Origin of the sequence: Massilia aerilata, assembly GCF_042656905.1 — a bacterium.
Taxonomy (GTDB): domain Bacteria; phylum Pseudomonadota; class Gammaproteobacteria; order Burkholderiales; family Burkholderiaceae_D; genus Telluria; species Telluria aerilata.
This window is the reverse complement of the sequence record NZ_JBHSMZ010000009.1, coordinates 133,569-158,962: the sequence shown is the minus strand read 5'-3', so window position 1 is coordinate 158,962 and position 25,394 is coordinate 133,569. Positions and strand designations below refer to the sequence as shown.

Annotated in this window: 13 protein-coding genes; 7 read left to right on the top strand and 6 right to left on the bottom strand. The window is 65.5% G+C overall.

All coding sequences use genetic code 11. The features are described from left to right. Window positions 1-19: 19 nt before the first annotated feature. The 3 genes from ACFPO9_RS14450 to dnaE all read left to right on the top strand — a co-directional run bounded on the left by ACFPO9_RS14450 (window position 20) and on the right by dnaE (window position 12,593). Window positions 20-7,681, top strand: coding sequence for a hypothetical protein (locus ACFPO9_RS14450; protein WP_379771837.1), 7,662 nt, complete (start codon window positions 20-22; stop codon window positions 7,679-7,681). 288 nt (window positions 7,682-7,969) lie between these two features. Next, window positions 7,970-9,004: a hypothetical protein gene (locus tag ACFPO9_RS14445; RefSeq protein ID WP_379771835.1), complete on the top strand. Its 1,035-nt coding sequence runs from the start codon at window positions 7,970-7,972 to the stop codon at window positions 9,002-9,004. A 94-nt stretch (window positions 9,005-9,098) separates the two neighbouring features. Further along, window positions 9,099-12,593: a DNA polymerase III subunit alpha gene (dnaE, locus tag ACFPO9_RS14440; RefSeq protein WP_379771833.1), complete on the top strand. Its 3,495-nt coding sequence runs from the start codon at window positions 9,099-9,101 to the stop codon at window positions 12,591-12,593. A 108-nt stretch (window positions 12,594-12,701) separates the two neighbouring features. Here the strand turns inward: dnaE and ACFPO9_RS14435 are convergent, their stop codons facing one another. Continuing rightward, entirely contained in the window at window positions 12,702-13,526 is an 825-nt protein-coding gene (locus ACFPO9_RS14435; protein WP_379771831.1) for a glycosyltransferase family 2 protein, read from the bottom strand. 55 nt (window positions 13,527-13,581) lie between these two features. On the opposite strand from ACFPO9_RS14435, the gene ACFPO9_RS14430 reads away from it, so the two are divergent. The 3 genes from ACFPO9_RS14430 to waaF are packed head-to-tail and all read left to right on the top strand — an operon-like array spanning window position 13,582 to window position 17,580. After that, window positions 13,582-14,823 carry an O-antigen ligase family protein gene (locus tag ACFPO9_RS14430; protein ID WP_379771829.1) on the top strand — a complete coding sequence of 414 codons (1,242 nt, stop codon included), beginning with the start codon at window positions 13,582-13,584 and terminating at the stop codon, window positions 14,821-14,823. Beyond that, entirely contained in the window at window positions 14,801-16,546 is a 1,746-nt protein-coding gene (msbA, locus tag ACFPO9_RS14425; RefSeq protein ID WP_379771827.1) for a lipid A export permease/ATP-binding protein MsbA, read from the top strand. The genes ACFPO9_RS14430 and msbA overlap by 23 nt, the downstream gene beginning before the upstream one ends. Further along, window positions 16,543-17,580 (top strand): lipopolysaccharide heptosyltransferase II, encoded by a 1,038-nt coding sequence (gene waaF, locus ACFPO9_RS14420; RefSeq protein ID WP_379771825.1) that lies wholly within the window; start codon window positions 16,543-16,545, stop codon window positions 17,578-17,580. Before msbA ends, waaF begins: the two co-directional genes overlap by 4 nt. 153 nt (window positions 17,581-17,733) lie before the next feature. On the opposite strand, the gene ACFPO9_RS14415 is transcribed toward waaF, so the two are convergent. Next, window positions 17,734-18,678, bottom strand: coding sequence for a VirK/YbjX family protein (locus tag ACFPO9_RS14415; RefSeq protein ID WP_379771824.1), 945 nt, complete (start codon window positions 18,676-18,678; stop codon window positions 17,734-17,736). A 226-nt stretch (window positions 18,679-18,904) separates the two neighbouring features. Beyond that, entirely contained in the window at window positions 18,905-21,157 is a 2,253-nt protein-coding gene (locus tag ACFPO9_RS14410; protein WP_379771822.1) for a family 1 glycosylhydrolase, read from the bottom strand. Between the two features lie 192 nt (window positions 21,158-21,349). Between ACFPO9_RS14410 and ACFPO9_RS14405 the strand changes: the two genes are divergently transcribed. Further along, window positions 21,350-21,586 (top strand): hypothetical protein, encoded by a 237-nt coding sequence (locus ACFPO9_RS14405; RefSeq protein ID WP_379771820.1) that lies wholly within the window; start codon window positions 21,350-21,352, stop codon window positions 21,584-21,586. On the opposite strand, the gene ACFPO9_RS14400 is transcribed toward ACFPO9_RS14405, so the two are convergent. The 3 genes from ACFPO9_RS14400 to ACFPO9_RS14390 are packed head-to-tail and all read right to left on the bottom strand — an operon-like array spanning window position 21,583 to window position 25,318. After that, window positions 21,583-23,085, bottom strand: coding sequence for a class I adenylate-forming enzyme family protein (locus ACFPO9_RS14400; protein ID WP_379771819.1), 1,503 nt, complete (start codon window positions 23,083-23,085; stop codon window positions 21,583-21,585). The genes ACFPO9_RS14405 and ACFPO9_RS14400 overlap by 4 nt on opposite strands. After that, entirely contained in the window at window positions 23,082-24,236 is a 1,155-nt protein-coding gene (locus ACFPO9_RS14395; protein WP_379771817.1) for an acyl-CoA dehydrogenase family protein, read from the bottom strand. Before ACFPO9_RS14395 ends, ACFPO9_RS14400 begins: the two co-directional genes overlap by 4 nt. Then, window positions 24,233-25,318, bottom strand: a complete 1,086-nt coding sequence (locus ACFPO9_RS14390) for a substrate-binding domain-containing protein (RefSeq protein WP_379771816.1) — start codon at window positions 25,316-25,318, stop codon at window positions 24,233-24,235. The genes ACFPO9_RS14395 and ACFPO9_RS14390 overlap by 4 nt, the downstream gene beginning before the upstream one ends. Window positions 25,319-25,394 lie beyond the last annotated feature (76 nt).

Sequence of the window (25,394 nt, the reverse complement as noted above, 5' to 3'; positions counted from 1 at the left end):
GCTGGGCAAGGGCGACTACGTGCAGTTCTCGGTCGACGGCGGCCAGAGCTGGATCGACGCCAGCAGCAACCTGATCCAGACCCTGAGCATCGAAGGCGTTCACGGCACCGTCGACGGTACCGAGCTGACCATCCGCGGCATCGACATGGCCCACACCGACAGCATTTCGGTGCGCGTGGTGGATGCCGCCGGCAACGCCAACGAAGCGACCAGCAAGGAAGTGTCTTACGACACCACTGCGCCGACCACGACCGCGACCGTCACCGCAGTCGGAGAAGACACCGGTAACAGCCCTGACGTGCAAGCTGACCTGGTCACCAACCAGGCCACGACGCATGTGACTGCGACCCTGTCGGCTGCGCTGGCCGCAGGCGAATACGTGCAGTACACGGTCGACGGCACCAATTGGTCGCTGGTCGGCGACAGCCACGTGAGCGTGGACGGCACCGCCGTCACCATCGCCGGCGTGGACGTCACCGGCAGCCCGACCGTGTCGGTGCGCGTGGTGGATGCCGCCGGCAATGCCGGCACCGTCTCCGGCGCGGCGATCAGCTATGACCACGAAGCGCCTACCCAGGTGCTGACGATTCGCTCGATCGACCAGGACAACGGCGACAGCCCGGACACCGTGTCCGACTTCACGACCAACCAGCAGGTGGCGGCCGTCAAGGTCGCCCTGTCGGCACCGCTCGGCACAGGCGACTACGTCCAGTACTCGACCGACGGCGGCAACTCGTGGTCGACCGTGGCTGCGACCCAGGGGAATACCTTTGGCGCATCCGCACCGACCATGTCGATCATGTCCCCGATCGATCACACGATCACCATCGACGGCATCTCGACCGTGAACAATCCGCTGCTGCAGGTGCGCGTGGTGGATGCTGCCGGTAACGAAGGCAGTACCGTGTCGCAACAGATCACCTATGACGGTACGGCGCCGGAAAACAAGGTGTCGATCGTCTCGGTCGACCACGACACCGAAAGCAGCCCGGATAGCGCACCGGACGATTTCGTCACCAACGTGCAGTACGCCACGGTTCACGCGACCCTGGACGCGGCGCTGGGCAACGGCGATTACGTGCAGTTCTCGGTGGACGGCAGCAACTGGATCGACGCCGGTGTCAACAACCCGTCGCTCATCCAGACCCTGAACTTCAGCGGCCCGAGCGCCACTGTGAGCGGCACCGACATCGCCATCCACGGCCTCGACCTGGCCGCGACCAGCCAGGTGCAAGTGCGCGTGGTGGATGCTGCCGGCAATGCCAACGACGGCGCCAGCCAGGCCATCACCTTCGACGACGTCGCGCCGACCACCACGGCGACCTTCGTGTCGATCACCCAGGATACCGGCGCCGGCAGCCCGGATACCGTGGACGATTTCACCACCAACCAGCCGGTGGTGAGCATCAGCGCGTCGCTGTCGGCTGCACTGGTTGAAGGCGAATACGTCCAGTACTCGCTCGACGGCCAGACCTGGCACAACGTGGGTGCGAACCAGCAAGGCTTCCTCCCTAGTGTTTCCAGCAACCTGGACGGCACCACGGTGACGATCGACAACGTCAGCACCGCCGACGTCGGCTCGGTATCGCTGCGTGTGGTGGATGCCGCCGGTAACGAAGGCGCCACGGCAACCCAGGCGATCACCTACGACCACACCGCACCGGCACAGGCGATCACCATCGGCGCGATCAGCCAGGACACCGGCGACAGCCCGGATACCGTGGCCGACTTCACCACCAACCAGCAGCTGGCGGACGTGAAAGTCAACCTGTCGGCGCCGCTCGGCAACGGTGAACACGTGCAGTACTCGGTCGATGGCGGCCAGACCTGGACGAGCGAAAACCTGACCGTGAACGAGAACTCGATGGTCATCGGCAATACCGAGCCGATGATGATCTGGAATGCCGCGCTCGGCATGATGATGCCGAACCCGCTGTGGAACATGGGCGGCGGCATGACCGTGACCGGTTCGGTCACGATCCACGATCTCGACACCACGACCAGCCCGGTGCTGCAGGTGCGCCTGGTGGATGACGCCGGCAATGAAAGCAACGCCGTGTCGCAGCAGATCACCTACGATGGTACGGCGCCGGAAAACAAGGTGTCGATCGTCTCGGTCGACCACGACACCGAAAGCAGCCCGGATAGCGCACCGGACGATTTCGTCACCAACGTGCAGTACGCCACGGTTCACGCGACCCTGGACGCGGCGCTGGGCAACGGCGATTACGTGCAGTTCTCGGTGGACGGCAGCAACTGGATCGACGCCGGTGTCAACAACCCGTCGCTCATCCAGACCCTGAACTTCAGCGGCCCGAGCGCCACTGTGAGCGGTACCGACATCGCCATCCACGGCCTCGACCTGGCCGCGACCAGCCAGGTGCAAGTGCGCGTGGTGGATGCTGCCGGCAACGCCAACGACGGCGCCAGCCAGGCCATCACCTTCGACGACGTCGCGCCGACCACCACGGCGACCTTCGTGTCGATCACCCAGGATACCGGCGCCGGCAGCCCGGATACCGTGGACGATTTCACCACCAACCAGCCGGTGGTGAGCATCAGCGCGTCGCTGTCGGCTGCACTGGTTGAAGGCGAATACGTCCAGTACTCGCTCGACGGCCAGACCTGGCACAACGTGGGTGCGAACCAGCAAGGCTTCCTCCCTAGTGTTTCCAGCAACCTGGACGGCACCACGGTGACGATCGACAACGTCAGCACCGCCGACGTCGGCTCGGTATCGCTGCGCGTGGTGGATGCCGCCGGTAACGAAGGCGCCACGGCGACCCAGGCGATCACCTACGACCACACCGCACCGGCACAGGCGATCACCATCGGCGCGATCAGCCAGGACACCGGCGACAGCCCGGATACCGTGGCCGACTTCACCACCAACCAGCAGCTGGCGGACGTGAAAGTCAACCTGTCGGCGCCGCTCGGCAACGGTGAACACGTGCAGTACTCGGTCGATGGCGGCCAGACCTGGACGAGCAAAAATCTGACCGTGAACGAGAACTCGATGGTCATCGGCAACACCGAGCCGATGATGATCTGGAATGCCGCGCTCGGCATGATGATGCCGAACCCGCTGTGGAACATGGGCGGCAGCATGACCGTGACCGGTTCGGTCACGATCCACGATCTCGACACCACGACCAGCCCGCTGCTGCAGGTGCGCCTGGTGGATGACGCCGGCAATGAAGGCAACGCCGTGTCGCAGCAGATCACCTACGACGGTATGGCGCCGAATATCGGCACGATCGCGTTCAGCCAGGTGACCCAGGGTATCAAGGACACCAAGCTCGACAACGTGACCAATACCGAAGGCAGCGGCGGCAAGACTGGCCATGCCCACGTCGATTTCGTCTACAGCGGCGAAGGTCTGGCCACCGGCGAGAAGTATCAGTGGAGCACCGACGGCACCAACTGGAGCGATGCCGGCATCGACGTGTTCACCGGCACCAAGACCGTGCGCGTGAAGGACGTCGACCTGACCCACGGCACCGCCATCGCCGACAGCGCCAACCTGTCCACGACCGTGTACCTGCGCGCCGTCGACCAGGCCGGCAATGCATCGGGCGTGGTCAGCAAGCCGATCGTGTACGACTTCTCCATCGCCAACGTGACCCTGAAGCTGGACACGGACAGCAAGGGCGACAATATCGGTACGGCGGACGACCACATCACCAATGTGGCCACCTACAAGCTGGAGGGTATCGAGGCGGGCGCGAAGGTCGAGTATTCGCTGAATGGCGAAACCGGCTGGACCGGCAACGCGCCGGCCACGCACGACGGGCAGAACACGTTCTACGTCCGTCAGACCGACAAGTCCGGCAACGTCAGCACCTCGAAGATCGACTTCACGTACGACCACGCCAACCCGGGCACGCCGACCATCACTCTGGATAGCGATACCGGCGCCATCGACGGTGTCACCAGCTCCGGCAAGGTGAAAATCGGCGGCCTGGACACGGATGGTTCGACGATCTGGGAATACAGCCTCGACAGCGGCAAGACCTGGAAGCTGGGCGGCACCGCCGACGAGGCGGGGCAGGGTGAACTCGACCTGGGCCTGACCGAGAACGACGGTGCCCTGACCGTACTGGTGCACCAGGTCGATAAGGCCGGCAACACCAGCGCGAATTCGGCGGAACTGCAATTCACGCTCGATACCAAGGCGCCGGACAACGGCCTGTCGTTCAGCGCGGTGGAGCAAGCCACGACCAATGCCAACGTCACCGAGCTGGAAAGCGCGCGCGTCTATTTCAAGTACACGGGTGACCTCGACCAGAACGCCAAGCTGGAATGGCACTTCACCGATGGCAACGAGAGCGATCTCGCATGGAAAGTCGTGGGTGAGGATGAAATCGACACCGATACGCACACGATCATCGTCGGTCCGATCGACCTGAGCCAGGGCGACCGTACGGTCGAGCTGCGCCAGATCGACGCTGCCGGTAACGTGAACGAGCACCTGGTCACCCAGTTCATCGATGGCCCGATCGAGGCGGCGACCCTGACGACCACGTATGACGTCGATGGAGTTACGGCGAGCAGTACTCAGCCGGGACTGCTGTCCTACGTTGCGGCCGGCTTCGAGGGACCGACCTGGTATATCGATTCGATCGGCGGCGAAGAGCTGGCGCTCCATGCGCGTCCGCCGTACATGCTCGGCGGCACGGTTGATTTCCATGGCGTCGACTATGAGCAAGTGAACTATCAGGACAGCGCCTTCTACAGCAATGTGCGGATCGGCATTTCCCCGCAAAAGGGCCCGTTCTCGCTTGACACCACCGACCGTGTCTATACGCTGGGATCGAACCTCAACGAAGCCCTGCTGGGTCAATACGCCTGGGGCTTTGGTGGCAACGACCTACTGCATGGCACCGGCTCGAACGACTTCCTGTCGGGCGGCGACGGCGATGACATCGTCATCGGCGGCGCGGGTGCCGACATTCTGTACGGCGGCGCCGGCGCGGATATCTTCGTGTTCCGGGGCAATGACGCGGCAGAATTGGTCAGCGCGGACGTGGGCCAGCAGACCATCGATGTCGTCAAGGACTTCGATGCTTCCGAAGACGTGCTGGAGTTCCAGAACGGATTCGTCGCCCATGCCGCATCCGGTGTCACGGTCGATACCACCGCCTACGCGGCGCTCGACGACTTCATCGCCGCTGCCCAGGCTTACCTGGCAAATGGCACGAGCAGCGTCATCGTCGGCCAGGTCGGCAAGGACGTCTATATCCTTGGCGAGAACGGTTCGGGTCTGGAAAACCACTACGACGCCGGCCTGGATGGGATCATCAAGCTGGAAAACGTGAAGGTGCAGGACGTCGATCTGTCGAATTTCACCGGCGTGGAGGGTTCGACCCACTATGTTGGCGATCTTACCGCGGTCGATGGCGTCTCGGCGCCGCATCCGATCAACTCGTCGGAGATGACCGGCCTGGCCTTCGTCGATGGCGAGGGCGAGCCGGTTGGCAAAGGTAGCCCGGAGAATGTCATCTACGTCAGCGGCAAGGGTAGCGATATGGCCATGCAGTTCGGTCATGACCTGTTCGTCTTCAATTCGCCGGCGGATTCCTATCTGGCGACCGACCCGAACGCCGACCCGGATACCGCCGACCTCGTGACTCCGCTGAAGGACGAGGTGCCGCTGACGCTGGACTTCAATGTCGCAGTGACGGCTGTGAAAGCGGTCGACGGTTCCATGCTGGATGGGCAGTTCTATAAGAGCAACACGCAATTGCTTGCCCAACTGAACGACGCGTACCACACCGAACACGGCGCCAACGTCAGCAACGCCGCCATCCTGCTGAACGATGCGAACTTGATGGAATCCGTGCTGGCTGTGGATGCCAACGGCGACGGTTCGATCGACAGCAGCGATTACGTGGTGCGTTTCTCGAATGTGGGAAGCGCGGCGGTCGACCAGCATGGCGACGTCGTCTACACCGTGACGCCGCAGTACATGCTGGTGGGGACGACGGTACAGCTCGATCCCGCAGGACCGACCATGAACTTCCTGGCCGGTGGGGTGCAGACGGCCTACCTCGGCCAGACCCAGGTGGGACAGTGGACGTCCACGATGATGAACACGATCGGGGCACAGCCGAGCGTCGTGTCCGGTGAATATACCCTGGTGGTCAAGGACCTGAATTTCCGGCTCTACGATATGAACCACTTCATCTATACCGTCGGAACGACTGGCGTTGATGAGATGCATGGCAAGTATGTATGGGGCTACAGCGGCAACGACCTGATCAATGCCGATGCGGCGGCTTACATCGCCGGTGGGGCGGGTGCCGACCAGATTCACCTGTTGGGCGGCACTGGCAACACGCTGGCGTACGCAGCCGGCGATACCGCGACGGGCGTGTTCCAGGATGGCGGCTCGACCGCGGCCATGGACATCATTTCCGGCGCGGCGCTCGGCGACAAGTTCCAGATCCAGGCCGTGTATGTCAATAACAGCAATATGATCGGACAGACCAGCTACCTGACCGATGCGACCGCCGGCCATTACGCAATCGTGCAAGGTTCGGATGACAATGGCGTATTCACCGCCAGCACGTCGGCGAACGCGGACGATTACATGGTGCAATGGTCGGATGGTGCGACAGTCAACAGCGTGGTGCTGCACGACTTTGGCACCAGCGCACCGGCGCTTTCGATCAACTGGAACAACATGACCCTGGTGGAAGCACCGGAAGTGCCTGTGACGCCGACGGTGTCGTCGGTCACGTCCGCCACCTACTGGCTGGACGATGGCCTGATCCGTTTGAATACATCGTCGGGCGACGTCGTCAACGACATCGCCAACGCCACATCGTTCGGGCTGGTGGATGCCATCACCAACCAGTCTCTGAGTGCGAATGCGTATGTCAGCGAGGGTGAGCTGCAGTTGAACGTCTACCCGCCGATCGGCGTGTTCCATATGAGCTGGCAGGGCGATACCTTCCTCACCGACAAAGGTGGCGCGGTGCAAGCCGGCGACCTGTACTATGCAGGTGGCACCAACTATGTTGATTCGGTAGAGGATTACCACTGGATCGACGTGAAGGGCTTTACCGTCAGCGCGCCGGTCGACGTCATGGGAATGCCATTCAACGCCGACAACAATGTGGCCAGCAACGACTTCATCAAGGTCGGCCCGCTCATGCCTACCACCGTTCACAGCGGCGGCGGTCATGACGTGGTTTATATGTCGGGCCCTGCGCCGGTCACGCTGCAGTACGACGTGATCGACAACTCGTCGACCGACCTCTTGATTGGCGTTAATCCCATAACTCAGGTTCAGCTGAGCGGTGATCCCGCAAACCGTGTCGATCAAAACCATAACGGGCAGATCGACTGGCAATCCGGTTCGAATGGATCGAGTGCGGAGGGCGTCCAGATCGCGCTGATCGATGGCTTGTCGATGACCAACATGGACATCAACGCTTCAACGCTGAACCAACAGATCGACCTGACCGGAGAAGAAAACGGTCACAGCATGTTGATTCTTGTCAAAGGCGATATGGACGGTGCTTTGTTCCTGTACCAGAACCTCGATGGTAACGACATGATCGACGCCAATGAGCTGACCGCGATTGCGATCTACACCAACGGTGCGTTGGAGTCCGCGCAGATCCAGGTGATCGGTACGCAAACCACCGAGGGTACCGGTATCCCGGGCGGTTAAGCCCGGGCGCGCGTCGAACGACGCGCAATTACCTCGCGAAACCCGCTGCCGCCAGGCAGCGGGTTTTTTTTCGACAGTCGCCAACCCGCTCCGGGTCTGGCCAGAGGCGGGCATCTCCGGTAACATCGCGGCCGGGGCCGATTGGCGGTCCGCGTGTGAAAGCAGACAGGGAAAAGCATGCACCCATCCGGCATATCTCTTGCCGAAGCAAGGCGTCGTGCCCGGCGTGCGTCGACTGGCCGGTCAGCGCCACTCTTGCCGAACGAGCCGCGCATCGTTGGACGCGCCTTGCAGGCCACCCTGACCGAACGCTACCTGCTTTCCATGCCAGGCGCGCTAGAGGCCTGCATGCTGGCCGTGCGCACAGGACTGGACGCTGAGCTGCAGCGAGCGCAGCCGGTCAAGCTAGGCAAGCCCTATCCACTGGGGCAGTGCCTCGAAATTTCCAAGGCCTTCACGCAACGCTTGAGCTCGCTTGACGAGGCGAGTCTGCCGGCGGACGCCGTCGCGGGACTGCGCGCCTTCCGGGCCTTCCTGCGCGCCGGAGGCATCATGCGCCGGGTATGGGGCGATTTGCGCGGTCAATATTTCCAGAATGCGTTTCAGGTCGGCACGCTATATGTCGACGTTGCGAACGATACGGTCAGCCCGGCCAAGCCGAAGGTTGAAATTCTGCCCTTCGACGAGGCCGGACTGACTCCCATCCGCGATTTCGAGCACTTCAGCCGTATCGCGCGCGTTTACTGGGGACATGAGGTTTATCCGAACCACGTACTGCCGGAACTGGCCCCGTATTGCCCACTCATCCATGTCGCACCCGATGGCGTGGTCACGCTGCGCGAGAGTTCGCAATACATGTTGGCGCTGACGTGCTCCCAAGGTTTTGCGCCGAGCGAGGCGGCGCTGCGGCAGGCGTCGATGCCAGATGCCTTGTTCGCGCGGATCTGCAAGGTCTTGCGGAAGGCCGGTCACGCGGTGCCCGGGAACCCTGTGCAGGGCCGCGATCGGGGCCTGGGCTGCTGCCAGGAATACCGTGCCAGTCGGCGGGACCAGGCGCCGGCGCTGGCGGCACATGTGGCGCGTCAGGTGTGGCAGCTCAACCTGCATCTGGCGTCAATCTCAAACGAGGAAACGATGCCCATTATTAAGATCGAAGACAAAGAATACGAACTCGACAGCTTGTCGGCCGAGGCTAGGGCGCAACTTGCCAATATCCGGTTCGTCGATCAGGAACTGGCCCGCCTGCAAGCGACCATGGGCGCGCTGCGCACGGCGCGCGAGGTCTATGTGAATGCCTTGAAAGCGGCGCTGCCGCCCGCCTGAGAGGGGGAGCGGCGGCCGCCGCAGCCTGTTGCATTTTTGAAAGCACCTCGGCCGGGCCTTCGGCGATCCGGCCGTCTCGCGGTAAAATGATGGGATGACATCCCCGACTTTTACCCACCTGCGCGTCCACTCCGAATACTCGATCGTCGACGGCCTGGTCCGCATCGACGACCTGGTGGCCGCCGCCGTGAAGGACCAGCAGCCGGCGCTGGCCGTGACCGACCTGGCCAACGCCTTCGCCCTGGTCCGTTTCTATAAAGCCGCGCGTGGCAAGGGCATCAAGCCCATCGTCGGGGTCGACGCCTGGATCACCAACGACGAGAACCGCGACAAGCCGTTCCGCCTGCTGATCCTGGCAAAGAACAAGACCGGTTATCTGCAGCTGTGCGAGTTGCTGTCGAAAGCCTGGCTCACCAATCAATACAAGGGCAGGGCCGAGATCCGCGTCGAATGGCTGGAAGCGCTCGCGACGTCCGTGTCGACCCTGGAGCCGGAGGTGCCGCAGGCGAATGCCCTGATCGTGCTGTCGGGCGCCCAGTTCGGCGACATCGGCCAGGCCATCGACAACGGCGACATCGAAAAAGCGGAAGCCTGCGCCCAACGCTGGTCGCGCATCTTCCCTGGCCATTTCTACGTCGAGATCCAGCGCGCCGGCCAGCCCAACCAGGAACAGCAGGTGCGCCATTCGGTGGCGCTGGCCGGCCGCCTGGGGCTGCCGGTGGTGGCGACCCACCCGGTGCAGTTCATCAGCAAGGACGAGTACATCGCCCACGAGGCGCGGGTCTGTATCGCGGAAGGCGAGATGCTGGCCAACGCCAAGCGCGTGCGCCGCTTCAACGAGAACATGTGCTTCAAGTCCCAGGCCGAGATGGCCGAGCTGTTCAAGGACTTGCCGGGCGCGCTCGCCAATTCGGTGGAAATCGCCAAGCGCTGCAACGTGACCCTGGTGCTGGGCAAGCCGCAGCTGCCGAATTTCCCGACCCCGGGCATGACGATCGACGAATTCCTGGTCGCCGAAACCAGGAGGGGCCTGGAAGAGCGCCTTGTTCAGTTGTTCCCGGATCCGGAGCAGCGCGAGAAGGAGCGTCCGCGCTACGAGGCGCGCCTGGAGTTCGAGAACAACACCATCATCAAGATGAAGTTCCCGGGCTACTTCCTGATCGTGGCGGAGTTCATCCAGTGGGGCAAGAACAACGGCGTGCCGATCGGCCCCGGCCGCGGCTCGGGCGCGGGCTCGCTGGTGGCCTACGCGCTGAAGATCACGGACCTGGATCCGCTGAAATACAACCTGCTGTTCGAGCGTTTCCTGAACCCGGAACGCGTCTCGATGCCCGACTTCGACATCGACTTTTGCCAGGAGAAGCGAGAGCTGGTGATCCAGCACGTGAAGGATTTGTACGGCCGCGACGCGGTCTCGCAGATCGCCACCTTCGGTACCATGGCCGCGAAAGGCGCGATCCGCGACGTCGGCCGCGTGCTCGATTTCGGCTACAACTTCTGCGACGGCATCTCCAAGCTGATCCCCTTCAAGCCGGGCAAGCCCGTCTCGATTGCCGAGGCGATCGAAGAGGAGCCGATGCTCAAGGAGCGCCTCGAGAACGAGGAAGAGGTCAAGCAGCTGCTCGACCTTGCCCAGCAGGTCGAAGGCATCACCCGTAACATCGGCATGCACGCCGGCGGCGTGCTGATCGCCCCCGGCAAGCTGACCGACTTCTGCCCGCTGTACACCCAGGGCGGCGACGCCGGCGTGGTCTCGCAGTACGACAAGGACGACGTCGAGGCCGCCGGCCTGGTGAAGTTCGACTTCCTGGGCCTGACCACCCTGACCATCCTCGACCGCGCCGTGAACTACATCCGCGCGCTCGATCCGCAGGACGCCGGCTTCAACCTGGAGTCGCTGCCGCTGACCGACCGGCCCTCGTACAAGCTGCTGACGGAGGCGAAGACCGTCGCCGTGTTCCAGCTGGAGTCGCGCGGCATGCAAGGCATGCTGAAGGATGCGCGTCCCGACCGCTTCGAGGACATCATCGCCCTGGTGGCGCTGTACCGTCCGGGCCCGATGGACCTGATCCCGGACTTCTGCAAGCGCAAGCACGGCGAGAAGTTCGACTATCCGGACCCGCGCACCGAGTCCATCCTGTCCGAGACCTACGGCATCATGGTCTACCAGGAGCAGGTCATGCAGATGGCGCAGATCGTCGGCGGCTACTCGCTGGGCGGCGCGGACATGCTGCGCCGTGCGATGGGCAAGAAGAAGGCCGAGGAGATGGCGGAGCACCGCGAGATCTTCCGCGCCGGCGCCGCCAAGGACGGCCTGTCGACCGAGAAGGCCGACGAGATCTTCGACTTGATGGAAAAGTTCGCGGGCTACGGCTTCAACAAGTCGCACGCCGCCGCCTACGCGCTGCTGTCGTATCACACGGCCTACCTGAAGGTCCACCACACCGCCGCGTTCATGGCAGCCAACATGTCGCTGGCCATGGAAGACACGGACAAGATCAAGATCCTGGTCGAGGATTCGATCGACGTCTGCAAGCTGACCATCCTGCCGCCGGACGTCAACGAATCGCAGTTCCGCTTCACCCCGGAAGGCCCGCCGCGCTCCGTCACCGGCAAGCAGGTGTCGAACATCCGCTACGGCCTGGGCGGCGTGAAGGGCGCCGGCCAGGGCGCGATCGAGGCGATCATCGCCGCGCGCACGGACGGCGGCAAGTTCAAGGACTTGTTCGACTTTTGCCTGCGCGTGGACCGCAAGCAGATCAACCGCCGCACCATCGAATCGCTGATCCGCGCCGGCGCCATGGACTGCTTCGGCGTCGACCGCGCGGTGTTATTGGCCTCGGTCGGCTTCGCGATGGAAGCGGCCGGCCAGGCCGCCGCCGCCGCCAACCAGGTGAGCCTGTTCGGCGGCGACGATTCCGACCTGGTCGCCCCGCCGGAATACGTGAAGGCCACGCCCTGGACCGACCGCCAGAAGCTGTCGGAAGAGAAGACCGCGCTCGGCTACTACCTGTCGGGCCACATGTTCGACTCCTACCAGGCCGAGGTGCGGCGCTTCGCCAAGACCAAGCTGAAGGACCTGGAGCCGTCGCGCGACCCGCGCATGCTGTGCGGCGTGATCACCGGCGTGCGCACCCAGCTGACCCAGCGCGGCAAGATCCTGATCGTGACCCTGGACGACAAGACCTCGGTGGTCGAGGTCACGATCTACAACGAGCTGCTGGAAGCGAACAAGAACATCTTCCGCGAGGACGAGTTCCTGCTGGTGGTCGGCAAGGTCTCGGAGGACCGCTTCAACGGCGGCCTGCGCATCACGGCGGAGAAGGCCTTCGGCATCGCCGAGGCGCGCATCCAGTACGGCCACAAGCTGGAAATGGACCTGGCCTGCACGATCAACCCGGCCAAGCTGGCCGAGATCCTGCAGCCTTATCGCCAGGACGGCGGCCTGCCGGTCAGCCTGCGCTTGACGCCGCAGGGGATTCCCTGCGTGGTGCAGCTGGGGGATGGCTGGAGGGTGGCGCCTTCGGATGAGCTCAAGTATGCGCTGGAGCTGCAGCTGGGGGCGAAGGAAGTCGCTGTGGAATACTAGTTTCTGTCGTTCCCGCGAAGGCGGGGACCCAAGTTTGCACGCGCTATCGAAACGCAGGCAGAACTTGGACCCCCGCCTGCGCGGGGGCGACGATTGCCCGAACGTTGGTCAGACCGCGTGTTCCCGCAACCCGATCGTCGCCTGCGTAACCCTGTTCGCCGCCCGCTCCAGCACCACCCGCCGGTTACTCGACTCCTGATCGCGCTGCGCCTCGCGGTGCCACAGGTGGAACACCTCGGTCGCAAACGCCCCGTCCTTGCGCTTCACCCCAGCGTGAAACAGGCGCACCACGAGATCCGAATCCTCGTGGCCCCATCCCGTAAAACTCTCGTCGAAGCCGTTCACGCGTTCCAGGTCGCTGCGCCAGACCGCCAGGTTGCAGCTCTTGATGCGGCGCCAGGAAAAGCTGTTGCGCACGCGGCCCAGGTCGGGCCAGCGCAGGCCCAGCTGCAGGGTCTTGTTGAGGTCGCCGCGCAGGCGCCAGGCCATGCGCGCGGCGACGCCGGTGTTTGGGATCTCGATGCCGTCGTCCAGCACGCGCCGCGTCAGGCGCTCGCTCATCAGGATGCGGCTGCCCGACACCAGGCAGCCCGGCTCGGACAGGGCGCGGTGGCGGGCGATGAAGTCGCGCTGCGGGATGCAGTCGCCGTCCAGGAAGATGATGTAGTCGCCATGCGCGGCCAGGGTGCCGCGGTTGCGCGCCATCGCCGCGCGGAAGCCCTCGTCGGGCTGCCAGACGTGGCGCAGCGGCACCGGCGCTCCCTGGCCAAGTTGTTGCAGAAGATTACGCGTGTTGGCAGTCGAGCCATCATCAGCGATAATGATTTCGAAATTCTTGTCGTTCTGCATAAAACATGCCCGCACCACGGCTTCCAGCGCGTCTGGCCGGTTGTAGGTGGTGATCACGACCGAGATTGTCTGTGCATGCCTCATAAGGTCCGATGTACACTGCTGTATTCAGGGGCAAGAGTATCCCACAAGAACATCAATGAACAGTAATCCGACGAATACGAGGGGACCGGTGCAAGCCTGGACCGGTTCCCTGGCCTTCCTGTTTCCGTTTCTAAGCCTCGTCACCCTGTTCGGCGTCAGTCTTGGTAGTTTCCTCTTCCTGGCCACCGCTTTGATCTCGTTCAAGCCGTGCCGTGACGCGCTGGTGCGCCATTGGCCGCAGGTGCGCTGGGTCGTGCTAGCCTTTCTGCTGCACTTCCTGTTCGTGCTGGGTTGCGCGCTCGTGCGCGGAGCGAATATGAACACGGTGGAAAAGCCTGCCCGCATGTTCTTCGCGGTCACTGCGCTGGCGGCGGTGCTGGCGGCGCGGCCGTCGCGGCGCATGCTGTGGTGGGGCGTGATCGGCGGCGCACTGGCGGCCTTGCCCTTCGTGGCCTGGCAGCGGATTGCGCTGGGCATCGAGCGTCCGGGCGGCCTGATCAACGCGATCACTTTCGGCGACCTGGCCCTGCTGCTGGCGCTGCTGGCGGTGACGGCCGCGATCGACATGCGCGAGAATACGCGCCAGGCTGGCCTGGCGGCAGTGGGTGCGATTGCCGGACTGGCGGCCTCGCTGATGACCGGCAGCCGCGGCGGCTGGCTGGCGCTGGCGGTGGCGGCGCTGCTGTTCCTGCGCCATGCGCGCCGGATCAAAGGGCTGCGCTTGCGGGTGCTGCTGGCGGCCGGGGCGGCGGTGGTGCTGGCCGCCTGGTTCGTGCCGGCCAGCGGCATGCAGGGACGCTTCGACGAAGGCGTGAGCGACGTCCGCGGCTGGTTCGAGGACGGTACCGTCTTCACGCGGGTCGGCACCCGGCTCGAACTGTGGAAAGGTGCGTCCATGCTGGTGGCCGAGCATCCGCTGCTGGGCATGGATTTTTCGGCCTGCCGCGAGCGCCTGGCGGAATTTGCGCGCGAAGGCCGGCTCGATCCTGTGGTATTGACGCTGCCGCACCTGCATAATGATGCATTGCAGGAATTGGCGACCGGCGGCGCGGTCGGCTTCGCGCTGTGGGCCGCGATCCTGGCGGCGCCGCTGCTGTTCTTCCTGCGCGAGCTGCGCGCCGGCGCGGCCAGGCCGCAGTCGGCGCTGGCGCTGGCGGGGGTATTGGTCGTGACCAGCTATGTGTGCTTCGGCCTGACCGAGGTGATTTTCTGGTCGATGAAAGGCAGTCTGTTTTATGCGCTCATGGTGTTCCTGCTCATGGGCTTCTGCCTGAATGCGAAAGATAAAATTGGATAACCGTATCATCATCAAGCGCCTCTGGGCGATCCTGAAACCCTATCGCGGGCGCGCCTTCATGGCGCTGCTGGCGATGGCGCTGACGGCCGCCACCCAGCCGCTGGTCGCCAAGGCGCTGGAGCTGCTGATGGACGAAGGCTTCCGCGGGAATCCCGGCTTTTCGCTGTGGTGGATTCCTGGCGTGCTGGTATCGCTGTTCGTCCTGCGCGGCATCGGCACCTTCGCCACCGCCTACTACAACAACTGGGTGCTGAGCCGGATGACCAACGACCTGCGCGCGATGGCCTTCGCGCGCGTGCTGCGCCTGCCGGTCGCGCGCTTCCACCAGGAGTCGACCGGCAAGATCATCAACACCGTGGTGGCCGACGTGCGCCAGGTCGTGGACATGATCCAGTCGGTGTTCGTGGCCTTCGTGCGCGACACCCTGGTGGTGGTCGGCCTGCTGGGCTACCTGCTGTACCTGAACTGGAAACTGACCCTGGTGGCCATCGTCGTGGTGCCGCTGACCGCGGTCATCGTGCGCACCACCAGCAAGCGCCTGCGCCACCTGAACCGCGAGAACCAGCGCGTCACCGCCGAGATGACCCAGGTGGTCGAGGAAGCCGCGCGCGGCCACCAGGTGATCCGCGTGTTTTCCGGCGAACGCTATGAAAGCCTTCGCTTCTTCCGGCGCGCCGAAGCCCTGCGCGGCTTCTCGCAGCGCATGACGGTGGCGTTTGCCGCCACCACGCCGGTGACCCAGATCGCGACCTCGCTGGCGCTGTCGCTGGTGGTGGTGCTGGCGCTGCGTTCCGGCATGACCCAGGGCGAGTTCACCGGCTTCGTGACCGCGATGCTGATGCTGCTGACCCCGTTGAAGGCGCTGGCCGAAGTGAACGGCCCGATGCAGCGCGGGATCGCCGCCGCCGAAACCGTGTTCCAGCTGATCGACGAACCGGTCGAACACGATCCCGGCACGCGCACGCTGGGCCACGCGCAGGGCCAGGTGCGCTTCGAGAATGTCGCCTTCCGCTACCCGAACGCGCAGGTACAGGCGCTGGATGGCGTCTCGCTGGACGTCAAGCCCGGCCAGACCGTGGCCCTGGTCGGCATGTCGGGCGGCGGCAAGTCCACTTTCGTGAACCTGGTCGCGCGCTTCTACGAGCCGCAGGGCGGCCGCATCCTGCTGGACGGCGTGCCTTACCAGGACATCACCCTGCCCAGCCTGCGCGCGCAGCTGGCGCTGGTGAGCCAGAACGTGGTGCTGTTCGACGACACGCTGAAGGCCAATATCGCCTACGGCGTGGAGGAAGTCGACTACGCGCGCCTGGCGGCGGCGATCAAGGCGGCCCACCTGGACGAGGTGGTGGCGCGCCTGCCGGAAGGCGTCGAGACCAACATCGGCGAGAACGGCATGCGCCTGTCCGGCGGCCAGCGCCAGCGCGTGGCGATCGCGCGCGCGATCTACAAGGACGCGCCGATCCTGATCCTGGACGAAGCGACGTCCGCGCTGGACAACGAATCCGAGCGCGCGGTGCAGGCCGCTCTCGACACGCTGATGGCCGGCCGCACCACCTTCGTGGTCGCGCACCGCCTGTCGACCATCGAGCGCGCCGACCTCATTGTGGTGATGGAGCAGGGCCGCATCGTCGAGCAGGGCACGCATGAGGAACTGCTGGCCCGGAGCGGCACCTACGCCAACCTGTACCGCCTGCAGTTCACGACCCCGGCGGAAGCGGCATGAGCAGTCAGGACCGCACCCTCGTCATCTCGCCGAACTGGATCGGCGACGCCGTGATGGCCCAGCCCCTGCTGCGCCTGCTGAAACAGGCCCACCCCGAACGCGCCATCGACGTGCTGGCGCCGCCGCAGGTGGTGCCGGTGTGGAAGCGCATCCGGGAAGCCGACCAGATCATGGAGACGCCGTTCCGGCACCGCGCCCTGCAGCTGGGCGAGCGCCTGAGGACGGCGCAGCAGCTGCGCAAGCGCGGCTACCGCGACGCCTACGTGCTGCCGAACACCCTGAAGTACGCGCTGATCCCCTGGCTGGCGCGGATTCCGCGCCGGGTCGGCTACAAGGGCGAGATGCGCTACGGGATGGTCAACGTGATGCACTTCGACGACAGCCCGCCGCGCCCGATGGTGCCGTTCTACGCGGCGCTGGCGCGCGAGCCCGAGCTGCCGCTGCCGGGCCAGCTGGCGCGGCCCTCATTGGTGGTGGCCGGCGAGGAGACCGAAGCCGTCGCCCGCCACCTGGGCATCGCGCTGGACCGTCCGCTGGTCGCGTTTGCGCCGGGCGCGGAATTCGGCATCGCCAAGCGCTGGCCGCCGGCCCACTACGCCCAACTGGCGGCGCGCGTGGCCGACACTGTCCCGAACGTGCAGATCGCGCTGATGGGATCGGCGAACGACGCCGAGACCTGCGAGCAGGTGCTGGCGCAGGCGGGCATCGCCGGCGGCGTGGTGCGCAACCTGGCCGGCCAGACCTCGCTCGACGACGCCATCGCCCTGCTGGCGCAGGCGCGCGCCGTGGTCTCGAACGACTCCGGCCTGCTGCACATCGCCTCGGCCCTGAACCGCCCGGTGGTCGCCCTGTACGGCTCGACCGACCCGAACTACGCCCCGCCGCTGTCGGAAATCGCCCGCACGATCTCGCTGCGCCTGGAATGCTCACCCTGCCGCCAACGCGAATGCCCGCTGGGCCACCACGACTGCATGAACAAGATGAGCGTGGACCGTGTCTGGAGCGAACTGCTGCCGATCCTGAACCGCGCTTGAGAAAAAACAAACCGGGGTCAGAGCCCGGTTTTTGGAAATAACTCCCCAGCACTAAACAATTCGGGGTCAGCGCACATTTTAAAAAGTGCTCTGACCCCGATTTGTTTTAGAGCTCTTGCCAAAAATCGGGGTCTGACCCCGGTTTGAGATGGATCAGTTGCGGGCGCGCAGGCCGACGCAGACGCCTTCGGCCAGGCCGCTCAGCATCTCGTGGCGCTTCCTGGCTTCCGAGCGTTTTTTCGATGGGATGCTTTCCAGATCCGGCGCCGCCAGCGGGGCGCAATCCAGTTCGTAGTCGCCGCTGGCGTTCTTGAGCGCGCCCAGCTCTTCCCAAAGCAGGTCGTAGTCGGCCAGCACGCGGCCATGCCTGATCGCCTTGTAGATCACGCGGTTGCGGTTCGAGACCAGGTGCATGCGCTCGCAGCCGTACTCGAAGCCGAGCTGGCGCACCAGGCTCACCATCAGCTGCTTGGGACGCAGGCCGTGCAGGTCGCGGGTGGCGAGGCGGATCGCTTCGCGCGCGTCGTCCGTCTTGCCGCCCTGGACGCAGCCGATGCTGAGGGCGGGGCGGCCGGCGCGCGGCGCGACGGTGAAGGCGACCGTGTAGATCACCTTGCCGTCCTGTGCCAGCTGCAGCACCAGTTCGCCTTCGCGGTCGAACATGTTCACCGTGCGCAGCTGGATCTCGTAGGGCAGGCCGCTCTTGCCTTCGCAGGCCGCCAGCGCCACCGGCCCCAGGCTGGCGCGCGCCAGCGTCTGGCCCAGGCCGCGGCGAAACACGAAATCGTAGTGGGCCTGGATGGCCGCCAGGCGCTCTTCCGGCGCCAGCGCATGGCTGCTGTAGGGCCGGTAGACCTTGTACAGGAAGCGCGGGCAGTTGCGCACGTAGTCCGAAAAGGCCGGATGGGAATTCAGCAGGCGCAGCCAGGCCGGGGTCTGCAGCGGGTGCAGCAGGGCGCGCACGCGGATCTTGATGCGTTCGCGCAGCAGCGGCAGGCGTTTCAGGTGCAGGGGCACCGCAGAGTCCAGCGTGACCGAGGGCGTGGCCGCGGTGGCGAGGCGCTCGGCCCAGGCGAAATCGTTGCGATAGAGCTTCATGCCGGCCGCCCGGCGGTAAAAGGGACAGAAAAGGGCAGAGCGGAGCAGGCTGACATGGCTGTATGTACTGAGTTGCGTAAAGTAACGCTATGTAACACAGTGTAACTAAAGAAATGCAGCCAGTAAATATAATGCGATTCGTTAAGCTTATAAAGCACAACAGCCGCGCCAAATCGATGAGCGGCTGTTGCGATTAGGTCATAAGCGGCAAGGACTACAGGCAGGATCAGCTGGCGTAATGGGCGGACTCCTCGTGGCCGAAACGCTGCTCGCCCAGCTCCCGTTCGCGCAGATAGCGACCCAGGGCGTCGTCGAAGGACGGCAGGATCAGGCCGCGTTCGCTGGTCAGCGCGCTATGGAGGGGGCGCGGGGCCGCCATCCCGAGTTCGCTGGACGGCAGCGCCTGCAAGCCGGCCGGATCGATGCCGGCGGCGGCGCAGGCGCGCCGGGCCAGCTCGGCCCAGCTCATGGCCTGGCCGTTGGTCAGGTGCCAGATGCCGGATTCCCTGTCGATCAGCAGGTCGAGGCAGGCGTTGACCAGGTCCGGCACATAGGTCGGCGACACCGTCACGTCGCCGGCCGCCGCGAACGGCCGGCCTTCGGCCAGCGCCGCCAGGGCCTGGGTCACGAAGTTGTGCCCGTCCCAGGGGCCGAAGAAGGCGCTGGTGCGCACCACCAGCGCCTGCGGATCGGAATCCAGCACGCGGCGCTCGGCGTCGGCCTTGCTGCGGCCATAGGCGTTCAGCGGCGCTACCTTGTCGGACTCGACATACGGCCGTCCGGCAGCGCCGTCGAACACCAGGTCGCTCGAGAAGGTGAGGAAGCGCACCGCATGGCGGATCGCCGCCAGCGCCAGCACGGTCGGCCCGTGGGCGTTCTCGCGCATGCAGCGCTCGAACTCGTGTTCGGCATCGTCGACCCGCACATAGCCGCTGGCATTCACGATCGCCCATGGCTTGTAGCGCACGATCGCCGCTTCGACCGCGGCCGGGTCGGTGATGTCCATCTCCTGGCGGCTCAGCACGTGGCAGGCCAGGTTGCGCCGTTCGCAGATGCGGGCGAAGGCGCGGCCCAGGGTGCCGGTGGCGCCGGTGATCAGGATCGGCTGCGGGAAGGTCGAGCGGAAGGCGCCGCGGTCGTTGATGTCGGCCACCGCCGTGCGGGTCGCGACCGGCTTCGTCCAGAAGCGGCCGGGACGGCGCCACCAGCCCTGGCCCTGCAGCACCGGATGCGACAGCGGACGGCCGGTGGCCAGTTCGCGCATCAGGTGCGCGACCGCGGTCTGGCGCGGCTGCGGGCCGCGGACGTCGTAGGGACCGGGCTCGTAGTAGCCGCGGCATTCGGTGACCAGGCAGTTCCAGTCGAAGGAGCCGAGCAGGGCCCAGACCGTGACGGCGCGGATGTCGGCGCCGTTCTGCTGCACCTTCCTGGCGGCATGCCAGACCTCGACCAGCCAGCGCAGCTGGTCTTCGCGGTGGGCGTCGATGTGGGCTTCGGTGATCGCGATCGGCAGGCCGTAGCGGTCCCAGGTTTCCTGCAGCAGCGGGCCGATGCCCGGGGTCGGCGTGGCCAGCACGCGCGGGCATTCCATGTCGGCGTGCGGGACGCCGCGGTACTGGGTGCGGTGCGATTCGGGATAGCGCTCGACGCGATGGTCGAGCCAGCGCTCGCTGGTGATGTAGTAGTTGACGCCCATGATGTCGGGCGGGCAGGGGTTCTCCTTGAACCACAGCAGTTCCTCGGGCGTCGCTGCCGACGCGAGCAGGTAGTCCCACAGCGCGTGGTGTTCGTCGATGCGGCCGCACAGCATGTCCCAGCCGAGCCAGCGGCGCTCGTTGAAGAAATTCGCCATTTCCGCCATTTCCGGCGTGCCGTAGGTGCGCGACAGGTCGTCGGTCTGCACCAGCTTCGCGTTCGGATTGACCTTGCGGATTTCGCGCATCGCCAGCACGGTGGCGCGGCATTGATTGACCAGGGCGCGCACGAAAGTCGCCTCGCTGGTGCCGTGCGGGTACCAGACGCCGTTCAGGCCGGAGAAGCGGGCGGTGGTGCAGATCTCGTTGACCGGAGTGTAGTACTCGACCCAGGGGTAGCGCCGGGCCACCGCGCCGGCGTATTCCGCCAGCTTTTCGGGGAAGTCTTCGGAGACCAGGCTGGTATGGCGCGGACCGCTGCCATGGTGGACCAGGCCGACGATGGGCGTCACGCCCAGCTGCTGCAGGATAGGCAGGCGTTCGTCCGGCCACGACCAGTCGGCGTTGTCGATGCCATCGGGCGCGGTGCGTTCCCATAGCACGGGATAGCGGATGGCGCGGATGCCGAGCGAGGCGAAGCGCTCGAGGTCCTGCAGCCTGGCTGCATGGCCGTTGCGGTCCATCTGGGAGAAGTAATTGTCGCGTACGCGGTTGACGGTGCATTCGAGGCCGCCCCAGAGCTGGAGCGGCGAGCTTGCTGGCTGGATATGGTTATTCAGATTCATGAGTCTTCCTGCGGTTTTGAACCAAGGTGTAAGCCTAGTCGGCAGACCCAGCTTCCTTTGTGGGCCAGCGAACATATAGAGGCGATTTAGGACAAGTCCTACGTAGAGTCAGCCGTTGTCCAAGACATCATGGGAAGCGTGCGCGAGCCATGAGAAAATGCGTTCAGATAGACGAAGAAGGAGAACGAAGCCATGTACATGGTGTACTGGAGCATCATCGAAGAGGAGGGCGGCGTGCCGCATGCCGAGCCCTTCGACACCAGCGAAATGGTGGCCGCCATGAAGTTCATGGAAGAGCTGCGCGCACGCCAGCGGGCCGGGGAGGCGCTGCGTTTCATCACCATGTGCTCGGAGCATCCGGACGTGGTCGGGCGCCCCGGCGTGGATGTGACCGGGCCCGATTACAACTGGAAGAAAAGGCGACGCTAGGCCAGCAGCGCCAGTTTCAAGCGGTGCTTGAGCACCTTGCCGCTGGCGGCCGCCGGCAGGGTGTCCATGAAGACGATGCGGGCCGGGCGTTTATACGGCGCCAGCCGAGCAGCGGCCCAGCCGTTCAGCGCATCGGCCGACAGCACGCTGCCGGCAGCAGCCTGTACGAAGGCCACCACTTCCTCATTGCCATCCTCTTGCACCCGCCCGACCACCGCCGACTGCGTCACCGCCGGGTGCGCGTTCAGCACCGTCTCCACTTCCAGCGGATAGACCTTGAAGCCGGAGCGGATGATCAGCTCCTTGCTGCGTCCGTGGATGAACAGGGCGCCGTCCGCATCCTGGCGCGCCAGGTCGCCGGTCGCCAGCCAGCCGTCTTCGTCCAGCACCGCCGCGGTGCCGGCCGGGTCGCGGTAATAACCCAGCATGACGTTCGGGCCGCGCACGAACAGCTCGCCGTCCGGCCCTTCCACACGCACTTCCACGCCGGGGATCACCTGGCCGACCGAGGTATCGGCGCGCGGCGCGTCCAGGCGGGTCTGGCTGACCGTGGGCGCCGCTTCAGTCAGCCCGTAGCCGTTGTGCAGCGGGACGCCGAGCAGGCTTTCCACCTCGCGCTTGAGCAGCGGGTCGAGCGGCGAGCCGCCGGCGTAGGCGAAGCGCAGCTTCGACGCCAGCGGCGCTTGCACGCCGTCGAGCGCGCATAGCTCCAGCAGGCGCGCATACATGGCCGGCACGCCCTGCACGATGGTCAGGGCACCGCCGCGAATCGCCTCCAGCATGGCGCGCGGCGTGAAGCGCGCCTCGAGGCGCAGGCAGGCGCCGGCGTACAAAGTCCCCAGCAGCACGGACGTCAGGCCGTAGACGTGCGAGATGGGCAGCACGCCATAAGCGAGGTCGCCCGGCGCCAGGCCGCGCAGGCGGCTCGAGACGGCGGCCACGAACAGCAGGTTGCGGTGGCTGAGCATCACGCCCTTGGGCTTGCCGGTGGTGCCGGTGGTGTAGACCAGGGCGGCCGGCGATCCGGCGGCGATGGGCTGCCCGGTAGCCGGTTCGGGTGCTCCACCGTTCGCGTGCAGGCTGGTCACCAGTCCGCCATGCGCGTGTGCGTGCGCGCCCGCTTCCGCAGCGTGTGCGGCCGCATCGGGCGAAGCCGCCGCCGTGTACAGCACGACGCGCGCGCCGCAATGCTCGCGGATCGCTTCCAGCTCGGGCCCGGTCAGGCGCGCGTTGACGTTGACGGACCAGGCATCCAGGCTGGCGATCGCGAACAGGGCGGCCACCTGGGCGATGCAGTTCTCGCTGACCAGCATCACGCGCTCGCCCGGCTGCACCTTGAAACCGCGCATCCAGTCGGCGCAGGCGTCGATCTCATTTGCCAGTTCGCGGTAACTCAGCGTACGGCCGTCTTCCTGCAGCGCCGGCGCATCCGGCGTCACGGCGGCATGCCCGCGCACGACGGCATCGATGCGCGCCGGCAGCGCGTTCATATCGATCATGCGCCGGCCCGTCTGATCATGTTGCGCGCAATGACCAGCTGCTGGATCTGCGACGTGCCCTCGTAAATGCGGAAGAGCCGCACGTCGCGGTAAAAGCGCTCGGCCGCATAGTCCGACACATAGCCGGCGCCGCCGTGGATCTGCACCGCGCGGTCGGCCACGCGCCCGCACATCTCGGACGCGAACAGCTTGCAGCTGGACGCTTCCAGCGTGACGTCGCGGCCCTCGTCGCGCAGGCGCGCGGCATCGAGCACCATGCTGCGCGCGGCGTAGAGCTCGGCCTGGCTGTCGGCCAGCATCGCCTGCACCAGCTGGAATTCGGCGATGGGCTGGCCGAACTGCTTACGCTCCATCGCATAGCGCAGCGCATCGTCCAGCATGCGCCGCGCCGCGCCCACGCAGACGGCGGCGATGTGCAGGCGGCCCTTGTCGAGCACCTTCATCGCGGTCTTGAAGCCGACGCCCTCCTTGCCGCCGATGAGATTCGCGGCCGGCACCCGGCAGTTCTCGAAGATGACGTCGCAGGTATGCGCGCCGCGCTGGCCCATCTTCCTGTCGATCCTGCCCAGCGAGAGTCCGGGCGCGCCGCGTTCGACCAGGATCGCCGAGATCGCGCCGGCGTCCTTGCGCGTGGCGTCGGTGCGCGCCATCACGGTGAACACGCCGGCTTCGGGCGCGTTCGTGATGAAACGCTTGACGCCGTTGATGAGGTAGTCGTCGCCTTCTCGGACCGCGCTGGTGCGCAGCGAGGCGGCATCCGACCCGCTGTCCGGCTCCGTCAGCGCGAAGGAGCCGATGATCTCGCCCGCGGCCAGGCGCGGCAGCCAGGCCGCCTTCTGCTCCGGCGTGCCGTCGATGACGATGCCTTGCGCGCCGATGCCGTTATTCGTGCCGACCAGCGAGCGGAAGGCCGGCGCGGCATAGGCCAGCTCCATCGCCACCAGCACCTCTTCTTCCATGCTCAGCGCCAGGCCGCCGTATTCTTCCGGAATGCAGAGGCCGAACAGGCCGAGCTCGCGCATCTGCCCGACGATGGGTGTGGGGATGGCGTCGGTTTCGGCGACGAGGTCTTCGTTCGGGATCAGCACCTCGCGCACGAAGCGGGCGATGCTGTCCTTCAGCAGGTTCAGGGTTTCCTGGTCACGGATCATGCGGGTCTTTCAGGGAAGGCTTCCTGGATGGTTTCGATGGCGCCGGTGCGCGCGGCGTCGTAGCCGGGCAGGGCGTCGACCAGGCGATGGTAGCCGGGCTGGCGCAGCACCGCCAGCAGCTGGGCCATCAGGCTGTCCTCCAGGGCGTCCAGGTGCAGGGCGAAAAAATAACGCTCGCGCAGCAGCGGGATGAAGCCGAGCTTGAACTGCTCGGCCGCGGTGCGCATGCCGATGCCGACGTCGGCCATGCCGCTGGCGATGTAGGCGGCCACCGCCGAGTGCGTGAATTCGGCGCTGTTCCAGCCGTTGATGGCCTCACCGTCGATGCCGGCGCGATCGAGCATCATCTCGAGCAGCATGCGGGTGCCCGAACCGGCCTGGCGGTTGACGAAGCGGAGCCTGGTGTTCTGCAGGTCGGCGAGTCCCACGACGCCGAGCGGATTGCCCGGCGCGACCAGCAAGCCTTGCTGGCGTCCGCAGATATGGACCAGGCAGTGCCGCTCCGGGTCCAGCCAGCGCAGGTAGCGGCGCGCCGTCGCCTCTTCGAATTCGCCTTCCGGCACATGGAAGCCGGCCAGGTCGCATTCGCGCCGCGCCAGCGCGGCCACGGCGTCCATGCTGGTGCGGTAGCGCAGCTCGACCGGCAATTCCAGCTTGTCGAGGTAGCCGGTGAGGGCGGCCACCGCGAAGCCGTGGCTGGCGTCCATGCGGATCGTGCGCAGGCCGATGCCGCGCATGCGCACCTTGCCCAGTTCCGCTTCCAGCTCCGAGGCCAGGCTGTCCAGCGTCGGCGACAGGCGCGCGGCGATGCGCCGATCGGCCCACACCAGCTTTTGCGCCAGCAGGGTCAAACGGGTGCCGCGTCCGCGTCCGGTCTCGAGCAGGGGCTCGCCGAACAGCTCCTCGGCCTCGCGCAGCACGCCCCAGGCGTAGCGGTAGGACAGCCCGGCGGCCTTGGCCGCGGCGGCGATCGAACCCTGGTCCTGGATCGCCAGCAAAAGGGCCAGCAACGTGGCCGTGTCGAGCGGCGCGTCATTATTGAAACTTATTTCCCAGTGCGGACGGATGTGGACCTTGAGCATGGCTTATATGCTTAATAAAGCCTATTTCTGGCAAGAAGACACCATGATACGCTCGGCCTTGCAGTAAATGTAAGCC